This window comes from Deinococcus metallilatus (assembly GCF_004758605.1).
Lineage (GTDB): Bacteria > Deinococcota > Deinococci > Deinococcales > Deinococcaceae > Deinococcus > Deinococcus metallilatus.
Window position 1 is genome coordinate 248,240 of sequence record NZ_CP038511.1, and the last position, 16,275, is coordinate 264,514.

Here is a 16,275-nt window from a genome sequence, read left to right on the forward strand (position 1 = left end):
CCAGGGGAACCTATGGCCACGGTGCTGATCGTGGACGACGATCCGGCGATCCTGGAGGTGCTCACGGCCTACCTGGTGGCGGAGGGCCACAGCGTGGAGACCGAGGACGACGGGCTGGCGGCGCTGCCCCGGCTCGCCCGCGCCGACGTCGCCATCCTGGACTGGATGCTGCCCGGCATGACCGGCGTGGAACTCACCGCCCACGCCCGGCGGGAGCATCCCCAGTTGCCGGTCCTGCTCCTGACCGCCCGGGGCGAGGAGGAGGACCGCCTCAGGGGCCTGAACGCCGGGGCGGACGACTACGTCGTCAAGCCCTTCAGCCCCCGCGAGGTGGTGGCGCGCGTCCGCGCCCTGCTGCGCCGCGTCGGGGTGCAGGACCACATCCAGGCTGGTCCGCTGACGATGAACCTCAGGAGCCGCGCCGCCACGCTGCACGGCCAGCCGCTGGCCCTCTCGCGCACCGAGTTCGACCTGCTCGCCACCCTGGCGCAGCACCCCGGCCTGGTCTGGTCGCGCGAGCGGCTGATGGAGCGGGTGTGGGGTCCGGACTTCCCGGGCGTGACCCGGGTGGTGGACGTGCACATCACCGCCGTGCGCCGCAAGCTGGGGGACGACGCGGACGCGCCCACCTTCATCGAGACGGTGCGCGGGCTGGGCTACCGGTTCCGGGAGGACTGACATGCGCCTGTTTCCCCGCCTGCTGCTCAACCACCTGATGTGTGTCGCGGTGACGGCCGCCGTGCTGCTCCTGGCGGCCGAGGTGGCCGCCCAGCCCTTTATCGGGCACCACGTGGACGAGATGATCCGGCTGATCGGCCCGGAGGGGGGGCGGCTGCGCGGGGACCTCACCGGGGGGATGCGCGGCACCCTGACGCGCGCCCTGCTCGCGGCCCTGCCGCTGGCCCTGCTGGTCGCCACCGGGATCGCCTGGGCCTCCGCCCGGCGGGTCACCGCGTCGGTGCGCGCCCTGCAGTCGGGCAGCGGCGCCATCGCCAGCGGGGAGTACGCGCGGCGGCTGCCGGAGGCCGGGCAGGACGAACTCGCCGACCTCGCGCGCAGCTTCAACCGCATGGCGGGGACCCTGGAACGGGTCGAGCAGACGCGGGTCGAGCTGATCGGCAACGTCGCCCACGAGCTGCGCACCCCGGTCAGCGCCGTGCGCGGCTACGCCGAGGCGGCCCAGGACGGCGTCCTGCCCGCCGGACAGGCCCTGGAGGCCATCGCGCGGGAGGTGGCGGGCATGGAGCGGCTGGTGCAGGACCTCAGCCTCGTGAGCCGGGTGGAGGCCGGTCGGGTGGAGCTGAAGGTGGGGGACATCCCCCTGGCCGAACTCTTGTCACAGGCCCAGGACCGCTTCGCGCTGGCCTTCGAGGACCGCGGGATCGCGTTTCAGGTGGACCTGCCCCCGGGTCCCCTGACGATCCGGGCAGACCCCGAGCGGGCGCAGCAGATCCTCGCCAACCTGCTGCGCAACGCCCTGCGGCACACCCCGCCGGGCGGAACGGTCCGGGTGTCCGCCCAGACGGAGGGAGCCCACGTCTATGTCTCGGTCACGGACACGGGCAGCGGCATCGCGCCCGAGCACCTCGACCGGGTGTTCGAGCGCTTCTTCCGGGCGGACCCGGCCCGGACCCCGGGAGAGGGAAGCGGGGTAGGCCTGACCATCGCCCGTGGACTCGCCCGGGCGATGGGGGGGGACCTGAGCGTGCGCTCGGCGCCCGGACAGGGCAGCACCTTCACCTGGGCGGTGCGTCGGGCCTGACCGTGGCCCCCACCCTCAGCGGTCGAGGTACTTCTCGGCCGTCCTCAGCGCCGTCAGCGCCTCGTCCCGTGAGTATCCGCCCTCCATCAGGCGGCGCACGCTGGCCTCCCGCCGAACCGTGAGTGCCTGGGAGGGCACCGAGGACTCGCTGGCGCTCACGTCTCGGAAAGGCTGCCGTTCGGCGACCGCCTGGTGGCTTTCTAAGTCCTTCACGAGGACGACGTGGTCGCCCTGCCACCGCAGCTCACCGACGTCCGCGAAGCTCAGGGACCGCCCCGCCTGCAACTCCTCCACGAACTCCTGGGCGTACCGGCGGGCGGTGGTCTCCTGAACGCCGGAGGTCTCCAGCTTCTCCTCCAGCGTGTGGAAGGCCTGGTCAAGGGTCAAGGTTTCGGTCACGTGACACCTCCATACGCCCGCAGCACCCTCTGGAGAGCGTGGTTCAGCATAGCAAAGTCGTCCTCAGGCCATTGCTGTGGGGGCCGCCGCCCGGCCAGCCGGGTGATGTCCATGTTCAGCGGGGACTCCGGCGCGCCGCTCACGGCGTACTGGGCGAAGGCGCGGGCGAAGATCTCCTTGGGTTTGAGCAGGTACGCCGCCAGGAGTTCGGTGTCGAGGTCCTCGCGACGTGCGGCCTGCAGGAGCTGCCACGTGGTGGACTGCTGGACGGCGGTGTCGAAGGCGGTCCACGCCCCGGCCTGGGCCGGGGTCCGGTTCGCGCCCTCGCTCGCCCAGCCCTGCTCGGCCCCGAGGACGCAGTAGTCGAGGGCGTGGCCCACCTCGTGCAGCAGGGTCAGCCCGGGAAAGAGTTTGGCGTCCGCCACCCGGGCGCCGAGGTGCGCGGCCCCGGCCTCGAACACGCCGTTCTCGTCGCTCAGCGGCTCGGTGCGCACCCCGATGGCGGGCACCGCGGGCACGGGGTCGGGCACGCGCGCGAGCACCCGGTGCGCCTCCCCCAGCGCCTCCAGACGCGGGTGCCGGGGAGGCACGAGCAGTGGGAAGAGGGTCACGATGGGTGCGGACGTCATGCCGTGGGCGTGACCTCCAGCGTCACGGTATGGGTGTCGACGCTCTTGGCCCCCACCTTGAGGATGAAGTTGAACTTGCCCTCGCTCGTCAGCTCGAACCTGAATTCGATCTTCGCGCTGGCCTCGAAGGACGCCTCCAGCCCGGCCAGGGCTTGCAGGCCCGTCCGGACGATGCGGGTGGCCTCTTTGAGATGGGCGGGCAGCGCGTCGAAGTGAGGCGCGGCCCCCCGGCGTTTGAGGACGAAGGTCAGGCGCTGCGTGTCGGCGCGGGTCATGTCCCCGGTGAGAAAGTCCTTGGGCACCAGTTTCGTGACCGGCTCCGGCACGCCCGCACCCCCGGAGCGTGACGTCACCGCCAACAGGTCCACCGTGACGCTGACCACCCGCAGCCCGGTGTCATTCTCCGCCAGCGCGACGATGGTCTGCAGGTCGGCCAGCACGGTCTGGGCCCGCAGCGAATCCGGGAGGGTCATGGGGCGCTCCATTCTGGACAAAGGGTCATCTTGCGTGACTGTAGCGGCCCCCGGGGGCCGCGTGGGAGGCATCACCGCCGGGGTGTCGAGGACGGCTGCTCCCCCGCGCTTTTGCCGTTTCCTTACACTCGCCCCCTACACTGCCGCCATGCGCCTGCTGCTCCCCGAAGACGACCAGCGGCTGCGGGCACCGGTGGCGGCGGGCTTGCAGGAACCCGGGCACGGCGTGCAGGAGGTCACGTCGGCGGGTGAGGGCCACACCTCGGCTGCCGCGGGCGAGTTCGACGCCCTCATCCTGAACGTGATGCCGGGGGGGAGAACAGGACGCGGGCTTCGGGGTCGTCCGGCCACTGCGGGAGGAGGGGGACGCCACCCCGATCCTCGTCCCGACCACACGGACCGATGTGAATTCCCGGCTGACGGCATCGGACATCGGCGGGGACGACCACCTGAGCCTGCCCTTCGATTTCCGCGAGTTGCGCGCGCGCCTCTCGGCCCTGGTCCTCTGCTCGGCGGGGCCGCCCGGCAACGCTGCCCCGCCGCCGGGCGGCTGCCAGGTGCATGTGCTGAGGCGCCGAGTGACAGGTCCGAACGGTCCCCCTCACGCCCAGAGGGTTCGAGCTGCTCGAAGGCTTCGCCCTCCACCCGGCCCAGCCGGAGGTGGAGAGCCGGGTGGTGGACGTGGATGTGGGGAACCTGCGCCGCAAGCTGGGGGAGGGCATGATCCTCACCGTGCGCGGGCACGGCGACCGCCTCGGCGAGGTGGGGCCTTGACCTTCCGCTGGCGGCTCACGCTGACCTACGCCGCCCTGCTGGGCCTCCTGCTCATGATCGCGGGCGCCCTGAGCTACGCCGCGTTCCGCCACACACTCTACGCCGGGCTGGACGACGCCCTGCGGGTGTACGCGCAGAAGCAGGCCGAGATGAGCCTGAGCGCCGACCGGAAGTCGCCGCATAAGGAAAATCCCGCCCTGGACGCCATTAATCGCCAGCAACCCGTCCGCATGACGGTGTATGGCGCCGGGGGCCAGGAAGTGGACTGGGGGCCGTCCCGGGTGGGCTTCATTCCCGGGGCGGGAACGTTTCAGGTCGGTGCGGAGCGCGTCTTCGTGTTGAAGACGGCCGGGGGCTGGATTCAGACCTCGCAGTCGGACGCGGGGGTGCGGGCGGCCCTGGGGCAGATTCTGCGCCTGGAGTTGCTGGGCGTGCCCCTGCTGCTGCTGCTGGCGCTCCTGGTCGGCTACCTCCTCGCTGACCGCGCGCTGCGGCCGGTCGATCAGGTCTCGGACCTCGCCGCCCGGATTGCCCGCAGCGGCCAGCCGGGCGAGCGGGTGCCCGTCGCCCCCGGCTCGGACGAACTGGCCCGGCTGACCCGCACCATCAACGACATGCTGGGCAAACTGGACGCGCTCCTGACCCGCGAGCGGCTCTTCGCGCATGCCAGCGCCCACGAGCTGCGCACCCCCATCAGCGTCATCCGCGCCACGGCCTCGCTGGCCCTGGAGCGGGAGCGCTCCCCCGAGGCGTACCGCGAGGCCCTCGCCCAGGTGCGGGACGTCAGCGAGGACATGAGCGCCCTCACCCACCGGCTGATGGAGCTGGCCCGGGCCACCCGACCTCCCGGGGGCCACGTGGTGAACCTGGCGGACGTCACGCTGATGGCGACCGAACTCCACGCCACGGACGCCCAGAAGAAACACATGTCCCTGGAGGTGACGCTGAACGACGCCTCCACCACGGGGGACCTGGGCGCGCTGGTGCTGGCGGCAGGGAACCTGATCCAGAACGCCATCCAGTACGGCCCGCCGGGTTCGGCGGTCCACGTCTCCTGCGGGGCCGACGACGAGGTCGCCCGCCTGACCGTGCAGGACGTGGGTCCAGGGATTCCGCAGGAAGAAATGCCGCGTCTGACGCAGCCCTTCCAGCGGGGGCAGGGGACGCAGAACCTCGGCGGCGCAGGGTTGGGGCTGGCCCTGGTCCAGGTCATTGTGGAGGCCCATGGAGGCGGCCTGGAGTTGGCGAACCGTGCTGAAGGCGGCCTGCGCGCGGAACTGGTGTTCCCCCGGCGCGCGTGAGTCCACCCGGCCTGGGGCAGGCTGATTCCGGGCGGGCCGGGATCCGCTGATGGCGGCGGGGGCCGGCGTGCCGGTCGGTGGGTTCCGGCTCTGGCGGCGGGCCTCCACCCCGTTGGCGCCTTAGGGTGCCCCTGCCTCCGGCCCGCCCGGACGCCCCCCACGTCTCCGGGTCGGTAGGGGGAGCAATGCCAGCAGCGCCACCCCGCTCCCCCAACTCACCCAGTCGCCGTACCGGACGGAGGGCGTGCGGACCGAAGAGACGCCGAAGGCGACCCGGTAGGCGCCCCGCTGTCCCCGGGGTGCGCGGAACGGGACCCGGCCCCAGGGGTCCACGACGGCGCTCACCCCGTCGTTTCCGGCCCGCAGCAGGAACCGCCGCGTCTCGATGGCGCGCAGGCGGCCCATCTGGAAGTGCTGCTCCGCCCCCGCTCCCCGGCCGAACCACGCGTCGTTGGAGAGCACGACGAGCAGGTTCGCCCCCGCCCGCACGGCCTGCCGGCTCAGCGGCCCGAACACCGACTCGTAACAGATGCTGACGCCCGCCCGCAGGTCCCGCAGGGGCAGCACGTTCAGCAGCCTCCCGGGCGTCAGGCTGGTCAACCCGGCCATTCCCAGACTCCGGAGCACCGGCGTGTAGAGGAAGCCCAGCACCCTTGAGAAGGGCAGGCTCTCCCCGAACGGCACCAGAACGCGTTTGTCCTGTCGGCCCGTGACCCCCCCGTCCACCCCGTAGGCGCTGTTGCGCGCCTGGCCCGGCACGTCGCCCGGAGCGCCCACCAGCAGGGGCACCCCCAGCCCCCGCAGGGCGGGCAGCACCCCCGGGTCGGAGGCGGGCAGCGGGCTGGCCGTCTCGGGCCACACCACCAGGTCCGCCGCTCCCGAGCGCAGGGCGCCCCGCGTCAGGTCGAGGTAGACCCCCAGCTCGTCCAGGGTACGCCCCCGGGCCTTGAGCCGCGGGTCGATGGCCCCCTGCACGAGCACGGCCGTGCGGGGGGTGGGCGCGGGAGCGGGCGTCACCCACCGCCCCCACAGCCACGCGGCGCTCCAGAGGGCGAACAGCGCCAGCAGCGCCGGACGCCGACTGCTCCCCAAGCCCGCGAGGACGCTCGCCGTGAGGGTGACGAGCAGCGTCAGCAGCGCCACGCCGCCCACGCTCGCGAGCTGGGCCAGGGGCGTGCCCGTCAGGGCGTACCCGGGGTTGCCCCAGGGAAACGCCAGCGGTCCCCGGGTCCGGAGCAGCTCGAGGAGCACCCACGCGAACGGCAGGGCGGCCAGGGTGCGGGCCCCGAACACGCCTCGGGTGAGCGCCAGGGGCACCGCCCAGGTCAGGGCCGCGGCGGGCAGGACCAGGACGGTGAGCAGTCCCCCCAGGGGACCCAGCACCTCCCCCAGGCTGGCGGGCAGCCAGGCGAGGTGCAGCGTGAAGAAGGCCAGGGCGAATACGAGGGCGGTCCGGAAGGCCGCCCGCCCGTCGGGGCTGCGGGCCAGCCGGCGGTGCAGGAAGGCCAGCGGCAGCGGCGCCAGCACGGCCAGGGGCGACGGCAACCCCAGCAGGCCCAGCACGGCCCCGGCGAGCGCGTCGCCCAGCCAGGCGGGCAGCGGCGGGGCATTCAGGCGGGCCCGCCAGGCGCGGAAGGCCAGGTGGTCGTTCACGCGCCGCAGGCTACGGGAGCCGTGTTCAGGTGCGGTAAAGGACCTTTACACGGACCTAACACACCCTGCCTAAGCTGCCGGCGGAGGCTTTCCCCCATGCCCACATCCACTGGCTCTCCCGCTCGCCCTTCTTCCCGCCGGGGGTCCCGGTGACGCCCCCGCCGCCCCGCCGCGGGAGGTCCAGCTTCTGGTTGGGCGCCCTCCTCGTGCTGGCCGCAGTTCTGGGGGCGGCCTGGCTGGCGGGCTCCATGTCGGACCGGGGCCTCACCGGCAATCCGGCCATGAACCCCGGGATGCCCTCCATGCCGGGGATGGATCAGCAGAGCATGCCCGGCATGGGGGGCGCGGCCCCCTCCGCCCCCTGACCCTGGCCGCGGGCCTCTCCTGGGGCCCCGTTCATCCCCGAAGAAAGACGTTCCTGCCGTGCCCCACTCCTTTTTTCGCGCGAGCGATTACCAGCTCTCCCGCCGGGCGAGCGTCATCGCGTTCCTCGCCCTGGTGTCCTTCATGATCCTGGCCGTCGCGCTCGCCAAACTGGCCGCACCGCCCAACGCTGCGCCAGCCCGTCCGGTGGTGACGGCCCGCGGGCCCCTCCTGAGCGCCGACGGCCGGATCCTGGCGGGCGGGCCCCTGCAAGCCCGCCGGTACCCCCACGGGTCCCTCGCCGCGCCCATCGTGGGCTTCGTGGGGGCGTCTGGCGGTCTGGAGGGTGCCGAGCGCGCCTACGATGGCCGGCTGGGGCGCGGTGAGGCGCTGACCCTCACGCTGGACACGCGCGTGCAGGCGGCGGTGGAACGGGTCCTGGAGGACGCCGTGAGGCGCACCGACGCCCAGTTCGCGTCGGCGGTCGTGATGGAGACCCGGACAGGGAACCTGACGGCGATGGCGTCCGTGCCCGGCTTCGACCTCAACCGGTGGCCGCAGGTTCCCCCCGACCGCTGGCGCAACCGCGCGGCGCTGGACGAGTACGAGCCGGGCAGCGTCGTCAAGGCCCTCACCGTCGCCGCGCTGCTGAACGAGGGCCGCACCACGCCCGACACGGTCTACGACACGCCGATGTGGCGCCGGTACGCGGGCGCGACCATCAACGACATCGTTCCCCACCCGGGTCAGCTCAGGACCCGGCAGATCCTGCGCTATTCCAGCAACGTCGGCATGACGCGTCTGGTGGAGGATGTCCCGCCCGAGGTGCTGCACCGCTACTTCAGCGCGTACGGCTTCGGGCGGCCGGTGCGGCTGGGGCTCCCCACCGGGGACGGCCTGCTGCGGGACCCGGAGGACTGGGGCGCGCTGTCGCAGGCCACCATGGCCTTTGGGCAGGGCCTGACGGTGACCACCCTGCAGCTCGCGGCGGCCTTCAACGTGCTGGCGAACGGCGGGCGGTACGTGGCGCCCCGCCTGGTCGTCGGCGCCCCCACCGGAAGCCGGGCCGTCCTGAGCCGGGCGACCGCCGCGAGCATGCGGGAGATGCTGCACGGGGTGATCGACGAGGGCATCAGGGCGAAGGCCGAGCTGCCCGGGTACCATGTCGGCGGGAAAACCGGGACGGCGCAGGTGGCCGTGGATGGGCGCTACAGCGGTGAGGTGTTCTCCAGCACCTTTGGCGGCTTTGTACCGGCTGGTCAGCCGCGCTTCACGGTCGCGGTGATGGTGCGCGGGGCGAAGCGCGAGTACCAGGGGTCGCAACTGGCGGCGCCGATCTTCCGGGACGTCACGTCGGCCCTGCTGTCCCTGCACGCCGTTCGGCCGGATCCCGGGCCCTGAGGACGGGGAGACGCGGGCCACCTCTGGGCCGGGCCGTGGACAGTCCGACACCCGGTCTGGCAAGCTGCGCCGTACCGATGCGCCGTCCCCTCCTAACCCTGCTGCTGGCCTGCGCCGTCTCCGCCGCCGCCGTGAACGTGACCGTCCTGCCGGGCGACACCCTGCCCGTCCTGGCCGCCCGTCACGGCGTCACGCCCCTGGACCTGCTGCTCGCCAACCCGGGCCTGGGGCCAGCGGACCTGCGCCCGGGCCTCACCGTGGCGCTTCCGCCCGGTGCCCCGGGGCCGCTCCCGGTGGTCCCCTCGCCCGCGCCAGCCCCTCCCAGCCCAGCCGTTCCCCCGGTGACCCCCTCATCGCCGGATGTCGCCACCAGCACCTGGACGGTGCGGCGCGGGGACACCCTCTCGGCCATCGCCCGCCGCCACGGGCTAAGCCTCTCGGGCCTGCTCGCCCTCAACCCGGGGGTGGAGCCGGAGCGTCCGCTGATGGTCGGGCGCGTCCTGGTGGTGCCGGTGGGCTCAACCCCGGCTGATGGGGCGTCGGTGGCCGCGTCCCGCCTGCCTTTGCCCCTGGCCGCCTCACCCGCGACTCCACCTACCAGCGGGGTGCTCAGGGTGACCTCGACTGACTCACCCGCGCAGGACGTCCCGGTGGTTTCCCCTTCTCCCGAGGAGCCAGTATGGCCGGCCCCCCCGCCCGCCTTCCCCGCACCTCCCCAGGGACTGCCGGTGAGCGGTGCCCGGCTGACGAGTTCCTTTTCCCCGGCGCACCCGGGGGTCGACCTGGCCGCGCCGCAGGGGACGGCGATCCACGCAGTCGCCGCGGGTGTGGTGGTGGAGTCGCGCTTCGACGCCCGCTCGGGGTGGGGCTGGACCGTGCTGCTCGAACACGAGGGAGGCTGGCGGACGCGCTACAGCCACAACAGCGCGAACGTGGCGCAGGTCGGGGAACAGGTCCGGGGCGGGCAACTCATCGCCAGGGTCGGCAGCACTGGCCGCAGTACCGGGCCGCACGTGGACTACCGGGTATACGTCGCGGGCGTGGCCGTCGACCCGCTGGCCCTGCCGCCGGGCCCCTCGGCCCTGCGCTGACCCCCGGTCACTTCGCGTCTGCCACCGCTGCGACCCTCCCGGAGTCCTGCGCGGCGGCCCTTCCCCTTTCGCTTCGGGCGTGGAGAAGCCAGCTTCACCATCTCCCCGGTGGGATCACCCCAAGTTCACGTCCGGCCGCTCGCGCGAACCTGTGCGAGCGTAGGTGAAGGTCTCAAGTCGCGTCCAGGAGGCTGTGCAGGACGGGTCGCACGCGCCCGGCAAGCAGGTCGATGCCCAACGGCGCGATGGTGTCCTCTCTGCAAAGACGTTCGATCTCTGCGGCGCACCACTCCCGCAGCTCCTCCGATAACCTGCCAGCACGGGCCAAGAGTCGCGGTACCGTGGCGACGGCCGACGGATCACGGTCCGTCGTCAACCAGGCGGCCAAAGCCACGGCGAACGCTGGGTCGTTTCGCAAGCGCCGGATCAGCGGCGGTGTCATACTTTCAGAGGCGATCGTGGGAACGGCCGTGCAGTGCTCGAACGTGCCTTTGAGCGCCTCGATCAAGTTCTCGGGTGTGGCGTGCAGGCCCATCAAACGGAAAGTGAGCCGGTAGGACGCTTCCGCCTTGCTGGACGCGTACCAGTCGTAGGCGCGGTGAACGACAGGGCTGTCCGGCCAACCCTCCGTCAGGGCCATCAGGACGCTTTCCCGAGGGGGGTCATCGCCGAACGCCGTGGTGAGCCGGTCCAACACAGAGGCGTTGCCTCTGAAGTGCTGGCCCAGCAGCTGGGCCGCGGCAAGCGTGGTGTCGCGGTGGGCATCTGCGTCCTCAAGAGCATCCAGACAGGCCTCCAAGAGGAGTCCGCTGCCCGGCACCACACGCCCGAGGAACCGCAATACTGCTGAGGAGTTTCCCACCGCACGGTGTTGTTCGACGACCTCCAGCACCTTCCGCCTGGCCACGGGAGACTCGTCCGCGTATGCCGCGAGCACTCGCAGGAGACGGCCGTCGTGTTTTTCCTGAACTCCAAGGAGGTCTTGTCCGGTTGCCCTTTCGACATCCTCCCAATGCTGCACGACCACGGCCACGAAACGTCCAGAGACATCAAACGCCGCTTCTAACACCGGACGGATCCACTCCGGGAGTTTTCGCCCATGAACCTTGACGGTCACCGCGTCGAGTGCGCCAAGGGTAAGCAACCCGGCAATGCCCGCCTGCGCGTGAGTTCGAAACGAGATGCCCGGGGTGCTCGCGTGCCTGGTGAGTTGCTCGATGACGGGCTCCAGGTCGCGCCCTTCCGCCCGGGCGCGAAGCGCCAGGCTGATGGCGCACTGCACGCGCGTTTCTGGATCGCCTTCTTCGTGGTGCGCCTCCAGCAGGTTCAGCACCTCTTGTGCGTCCCCCCAGCGTTGCTGGAGCTTGGAGGCGATCACCAGCCGTGAGGCGGGATCAAGTGGCATGGACCTGTCCCGCACGACCTGCCGAATGGAAGCGTCGTGCCGCAGGTGATAGGCGACGTCACCTGCCCCCTCCGCACCTCTGTCCAGAACTTGCCGGGCGTACTCCAGCATGCGCGGTTCTTGGGAGAAGAGCCGTAACGCGTGATGGAAACCGTTGTGGGCGAGGCTCTGCTGCTGATTCAAGTGCGTGAGGGCGGCATCCAGAATGGCCTGACCGTCTTCGCCCACGCCCACCTTGGCCAGTCCGTTCAACACGAAATCAGGTCGGGCGCACGCCGGGTCGCGCAGCAGGGCCAGGAGCCGCCGACGTGAGGCGCCGGCGTCGCGCAGGATGCCGGGAATGAGGAAGCCAATACTGGCCGCCACATCGTCAGGACCATGAACCAGCGGCAGGAGTCGGGAGGCCACCTCCGGGTCGTCCATGCCCCAACCCTCCAGCAAGGCCTGGGCCGACCAATGCGGGAACCCGCTGTCGAGACCGGCGAGCAACTTCGCCTGGGCAGGGGCGGTTCGGCCAATCAGGGACGCGAAAAACAAGTCGCGATCTTCCAGATCGCCGCTTTCCAGGCGAGCGTCGATGGCCTGCACAATCGCGGGGACATCGCGGAAGTGGTGGAGCAGCAGTGGCCACGCGTCGTGCGTGCCCAGGAACGGATGTTGCTCGCCGCGAATCTCCCCGGCGACGGCATCAACCACTTGAGGATCAGCAGAGAAGCCGCGCAGCAGCACCTTCCACGCCGAGTCGTTGTCCACCCCGGCCCGGGGCCTGGCGGGCATACAGACGTCACGGACCCGCGGGTGACCCGGCCACCCCTGCACCAGAACGTCAACCACCAGATCACGGAGTTCGTAGGGCACGCCGCTCGTGTGGTTCAAAAAGGACAACGCGTCGTCCAGGTACGGGTCGGTGAGTCGACCTTGTTTGGCCAGGCCGAGATAGGCGAGGAGACGGTGTTCGGGATGGGGCGAGGCGGCGTGGTGGTCAAGCAGTTCCGAAAGCTCCGAGTCCGCGGGCGACGCGAGCACGAGCGCGTGAAGGGCACCTCCTTGGGCTTCGACCGAGTGTGCCTGCTGCACGACCCGCTCGAGACGCTCGAAGAGTTCAGGCTGCTGACTGCCCAGGGCGGCCAGGGCCCTGGCGGCGGCGGCACGCTCCGGGGCCTCCTCTTCGTATAGGCCCCGGAAGAGCAGGGCAATGGTGTCCTCCTCCGGGGGCCAGGTCCCCATGACCTCGATGGCGCCCGAGCGGTACCGCAGGCGCTCCGGGAACCAACGGCGAAGCCGCTCGTGCACCAGCTCGCGCACCTTGGCGGAGTGCAGACCGTCGAGCGCGTGGCCCAGGAGCCGTTCACGCTGCGGTGCCCACGTCTCGCGCTCGATGGCCGCGAGCGTGTCGCGCGCGACCTCCTGCGCGAGCGCCGGTGGAACCGGGAATTCCCCGAATGCGGCCTCCGCCAGGAGCTGGGCCAGGTGCTGCCGCTGCGCGACGGCGCCGCCCGGGGCACGCAGCACGTCCATCAGTTGCCGCACCTGCTGCGGCGGTCGCGTGAAGTGCAGCGTGCCCAGCAAGACTTCACGCCACTGGGCTTCGAAGCGGCGCGCCCGGACGACCTCCAGCTGGTCGTCCAGCCGTGAGAGGTACCCGGCGGCCAGAAACTCCTGCAGCGAACGGTGGAAGAAGCCCGCCTCGTGCGGGGACCGCCCCACCAGCAGCCCCGAGTTGGTCTCACCGACGGCGACCAGGCGCGCGGCGGACGTGCTGGCCTCACGCCGCCCGAGGCCCAAGCCCACCTCATCGTCTTGCAGGTACGCGGCGACCACCTCGCTGGCGGCGTCGATGGGAATCACGCCCTCGGGGTAGGCACAGTGCATCTCATACGCGAGGCGCTCGAACGCCTGCCGCGTTTCCGCCGGGGAGAGGTGGCTGTCGTCGTCGCCCATCGCCGCGGCTCGCCGCCGCCGCCGGGGGTGCGCCTCCAGGAGGTGCTTGACGACTTCCTCGTACACCCGAAAGCGGCTGCGCGGCAAGGCGACCTCCGCGCGGCGCAGCGCGACCAGCAGGCACAGCAGGAGCGGCACGGCCGCCAGGTGCGCGAGGTCCGGCGAGTCGCGCAGCTCCTCGAAAAAGCCCTCCACTTCCGCCGCCGCGCGCCGCGCGACCGCGTCATCACCCAGGGCCTCGTCCGAGTTTCGCAGCTGGTGGGCGAACCAGGTCCCGGCCAGGCGGCGCTGCTGCGCCTCCGAGAGGTCAGCGACGTGACCGTCCACCCAGCCACTCAGCTTGGCCTTGAACAGTTTGTACCCGTCCGGGCGGCTGGCGAGCAGCACCGGCACCCCGCGTTGCTGCACGAACACGCGCAGTCGGTCGAGCGCGAGCTCGCCGTAGTCCGAACGCACGTACTCGTCCAGGCCGTCGACGACGAGGAGCAGGCGCCCGTCGTCCAGGGCCCGGTCGATGAGTGGCGCGAGGTCCTGGGCATTGAAGGCGCGCAACCACTGCCGCATCACCTCGTGCAGGGACACGGTGTTCTCGCCTTCGAACGAGATCACGCGTGTCCAGAAGGCGAAAGGCACCCATACGGGGAGGTGCTGACCCCACTTGCTCGCCACCTGTGCCAATTCCGGCGCGTCATCGAGCAGATCGAGGGTCAAAAAACGCAGCAACGTGCTTTTCCCGGAGCCGGGACCGCCGAGGATCACCTGGGCGTCGTGCTCGGTCAGCCAGCCCTCCAGTCCCCGCCGTCGGGTGTCGGAAGAGGGACGAGCGGTGCGGACCTCCCGACGGCGTCGACGCCGCGTTTCGTGTTCGTGGTCGGCCTCGGGGTCTTCTTCAGGGCTGGTCGGCTGTCCGACCGGAAGACTTTCCGGCGGCGCGTCGAGAATGTCCGGCAGGATGAACCGTTCGCGGAGCGAGGGCGCGCGGACACGGGTAGCGTCGGTCAGGGCTACGCCGGAGTCATGTTGCTCGAACACGGACGCGTAGAACGACCGGAGCCCCTGGCGTAGCTGGAAGAAGTTGGGCGCGTCGAGACGATCCTCCAGGGCCCGCGCCGCGTCCGCGCCGCAAAAGGCTTCGACCCAGGGGCGACCGAAGAAGTCATCCACGACTTCGGGCATCTGCTTGAGCAGGCGGTTGAGTTCGTCCGCGTCCCAGCGGAGGAGCTGGATGTGGTGGGCCTCCAGCACCCCCTGCTGTTCGCGGAACATGTCGTCCCGCTGCTTCCCCCGCAGGCTTTCCATCGTGCACAGCACGAAGGCGGAGGTGCGGTCGCGCCCCACGAACCCGTCCTCCTCCAGGAACTTCTCGACGGCCGCCTTGATCCTTGCGGGGCCGAAGTCCTCGACGCGTTTGCACTGGTACACCACGTACGTTTCGCCGTCGAGCTCACGGGCGTACAGGTCAATGCCCGCCTGCGCGTCGCCCTGCTCGCCGTACAGGCGGCAGCCCTCCACCGAAGCGTCCCGCTGGGCGAGGCGTAGACAGAGCCGTTCAAAGTCCTGCCAACTCAACTCGCGGTACGGCAGCTCCTGCAGGCGCGTATGGACGGGGGGATTGGGGACCCGCCCGACCGGCTGAGAGAGCCGGGTGGGCAGGGGTGCGAGGGCTTGGGGCGCGGCGGGCAGGGTCACGTCCTCCACGATAGCTGTCGAATAACCCCCCGGTGGAGGATTCCGGCCGTCGCCAGCTCACCCGGAACGCCCCAGGTCACCGTCCCGCTGGGTGGTGTGGAGGGCCACTCCAGGCACCGCTTCCACAACGTTCGTCTTGAGGGATACCTATGAACAGGCTGAGGTCGGGTCCGCGACCTTGATCTCCGCCCTCCACCTCGCTTCGGAAAGAAAGCGGCGCAAGACGATGCTCACCTGTGGGAGCGGCGCGGGAAGCCCGGCCCGCAGTTGTCTCAACTCAGGCCAGGCTCAAGCGCGGGCCCTGCTCGCCCAACGCGTTCTTTACAGGTTTTTTACAGGCCCCCGGCAAGATAGGCCATGCCGATGCGACCGCTTCCTCTGTTTTCGCTGGCTCTGTGCGCGCTTGCCGGGTCGGCGTCCGCCCTGCCCGCGAGCGTCACCCTGAAGAACATCCGCCATGAGTACCAGGGCCCGGACAACTGTGCCCCGGTGACGGCGCTGACGGTCCTGGGGTACTACGGCACCCGGGTCAGCCAGGCGGGGGCCGCGAATGCCATGAAGGACTACCCCGGCGACCCGCAGGTCACCAGCCTGGAACTCGCCGCCTACCTGGGCCGCTCCGGGCTGCGCAGCGTGATCCGCTACGCGGGGGACGCCGAGGTGCTGCGCGAACTGGTCTCCCGCGGCTTTCCGGTGGTGGTGCAGCAGCGCCTGCGCGCGGGCAGCAACGTGGCGCACTTCCGCACCGTGTACGGCTACAGCCGGGGACGCTTCCTGGTGAGCGACCCCATCCGGGGCCCCTCGCTGAGCCTCACCACGGCAGAGATGCAGGACCTGTGGCGGTACTACAACGGCGAGTACCTGGTCGCGTATCCGCCCGGAAAGGAGGCGCAGGTGCGGGCGGCCCTGGGCGAGGACTTCGGCGTGGCGGCCAACTGGCGGCACGCCAGACTCCACGGGGAGCAGGATGTCAGGGCGCGCCCGAACGATCCCTATGCCTGGTGGGGGCTGGCCAAGGCGAACCTCCGGCTGGGGAATGTCGCGGCGGCCTCCGGGAACTTCGACCGGGCGGTGGCGCTCGGCGTGCCGACCCTGTACCTCCTGTACCGGCAGGAGGCCCTCGAGGCGTGGACCCGGGCGGGTGAGCACCGCAAGACGCTGAACCTGGCCCGGCGGGCCCTGAGGGCCTACCCGAGAAGCAAGGAACTGCTGCATTTCGAGCAACTCGCCAGCCGCGCGCTCGGGGCGTAGGAGCGCGTCACGGCGAGGTGGGCGAAGGTCCAGGGCAGGGGACGAGGACGGCCCCGGCGGGACGCCGCAACGGCCCCGGCTCGCTCCCGCCGCGTGCCCTCTCCGGTGGGACGCTGGCCGCTCCGGGGGAACGGGTGGCCGCC

13 protein-coding genes are annotated in these 16,275 nt (G+C 71.3%); 8 read left to right on the plus strand and 5 right to left on the minus strand.

Annotated features, from left to right (window positions below; translation table 11 throughout):
* The first annotated feature begins 12 nt into the window (after positions 1–12).
* Both E5F05_RS05045 and E5F05_RS05050 read left to right on the plus strand, forming a co-directional pair.
* Positions 13–678: a response regulator transcription factor gene (locus E5F05_RS05045; RefSeq protein ID WP_103128010.1), complete on the plus strand. Its 666-nt coding sequence runs from the start codon at positions 13–15 to the stop codon at positions 676–678.
* 1 nt (position 679) lies between these two features.
* Positions 680–1,762 carry a sensor histidine kinase gene (locus E5F05_RS05050; protein WP_103128011.1) on the plus strand — a complete coding sequence of 361 codons (1,083 nt, stop codon included), beginning with the start codon at positions 680–682 and terminating at the stop codon, positions 1,760–1,762.
* Between the two features lie 15 nt (positions 1,763–1,777).
* On the opposite strand, the gene E5F05_RS05055 is transcribed toward E5F05_RS05050, so the two are convergent.
* The 3 genes from E5F05_RS05055 to E5F05_RS05065 are packed head-to-tail and all read right to left on the minus strand — an operon-like array spanning position 1,778 to position 3,263.
* The gene (locus tag E5F05_RS05055; protein ID WP_103128012.1) at positions 1,778–2,161 is read right to left on the minus strand and encodes a hypothetical protein; all 384 of its coding nucleotides are present in this window, start codon (positions 2,159–2,161) and stop codon (positions 1,778–1,780) included.
* The gene (locus E5F05_RS05060) at positions 2,158–2,790 is read right to left on the minus strand and encodes a hypothetical protein (protein WP_103128013.1); all 633 of its coding nucleotides are present in this window, start codon (positions 2,788–2,790) and stop codon (positions 2,158–2,160) included. Before E5F05_RS05060 ends, E5F05_RS05055 begins: the two co-directional genes overlap by 4 nt.
* Positions 2,787–3,263, minus strand: coding sequence for a hypothetical protein (locus tag E5F05_RS05065; RefSeq protein WP_103128014.1), 477 nt, complete (start codon positions 3,261–3,263; stop codon positions 2,787–2,789). Before E5F05_RS05065 ends, E5F05_RS05060 begins: the two co-directional genes overlap by 4 nt.
* Positions 3,264–3,935: 672 nt before the next feature.
* On the opposite strand from E5F05_RS05065, the gene E5F05_RS05070 reads away from it, so the two are divergent.
* Both E5F05_RS05070 and E5F05_RS05075 read left to right on the plus strand, forming a co-directional pair.
* Positions 3,936–4,037, plus strand: a complete 102-nt coding sequence (locus E5F05_RS05070; RefSeq protein WP_201262709.1) for a hypothetical protein — start codon at positions 3,936–3,938, stop codon at positions 4,035–4,037.
* A complete protein-coding gene (locus E5F05_RS05075; protein WP_103128016.1) occupies positions 4,034–5,338 on the plus strand; it encodes a sensor histidine kinase in 1,305 nt (434 codons plus the stop codon). Before E5F05_RS05070 ends, E5F05_RS05075 begins: the two co-directional genes overlap by 4 nt.
* A 120-nt stretch (positions 5,339–5,458) precedes the next feature.
* Here E5F05_RS05075 and lnt read toward each other — a convergent pair whose 3' ends face one another.
* A complete protein-coding gene (gene lnt, locus E5F05_RS05080; protein ID WP_103128017.1) occupies positions 5,459–6,991 on the minus strand; it encodes an apolipoprotein N-acyltransferase in 1,533 nt (510 codons plus the stop codon).
* Between the two features lie 191 nt (positions 6,992–7,182).
* On the opposite strand from lnt, the gene E5F05_RS21230 reads away from it, so the two are divergent.
* From E5F05_RS21230 to E5F05_RS05090, 3 genes are all read left to right on the plus strand, one after another.
* Positions 7,183–7,356, plus strand: coding sequence for a hypothetical protein (locus tag E5F05_RS21230; RefSeq protein ID WP_164973354.1), 174 nt, complete (start codon positions 7,183–7,185; stop codon positions 7,354–7,356).
* A gap of 58 nt (positions 7,357–7,414) precedes the next feature.
* The gene (locus tag E5F05_RS05085; RefSeq protein ID WP_241687052.1) at positions 7,415–8,755 is read left to right on the plus strand and encodes a peptidoglycan D,D-transpeptidase FtsI family protein; all 1,341 of its coding nucleotides are present in this window, start codon (positions 7,415–7,417) and stop codon (positions 8,753–8,755) included.
* Positions 8,756–8,832: 77 nt separating this feature from the next.
* Positions 8,833–9,846, plus strand: a complete 1,014-nt coding sequence (locus E5F05_RS05090) for a peptidoglycan DD-metalloendopeptidase family protein (protein ID WP_103128018.1) — start codon at positions 8,833–8,835, stop codon at positions 9,844–9,846.
* A gap of 172 nt (positions 9,847–10,018) precedes the next feature.
* Here E5F05_RS05090 and E5F05_RS05095 read toward each other — a convergent pair whose 3' ends face one another.
* On the minus strand, positions 10,019–14,881 hold the full coding sequence (locus tag E5F05_RS05095) for an NACHT domain-containing protein (RefSeq protein ID WP_129117598.1): 4,863 nt from the start codon (positions 14,879–14,881) through the stop codon (positions 10,019–10,021).
* 363 nt (positions 14,882–15,244) lie between these two features.
* Here E5F05_RS05095 and E5F05_RS05100 point away from each other — a divergent pair, with 363 nt between their 5' ends.
* Entirely contained in the window at positions 15,245–16,132 is an 888-nt protein-coding gene (locus E5F05_RS05100; protein WP_129117599.1) for a C39 family peptidase, read from the plus strand.
* The last annotated feature ends 143 nt before the right edge of the window (positions 16,133–16,275 follow it).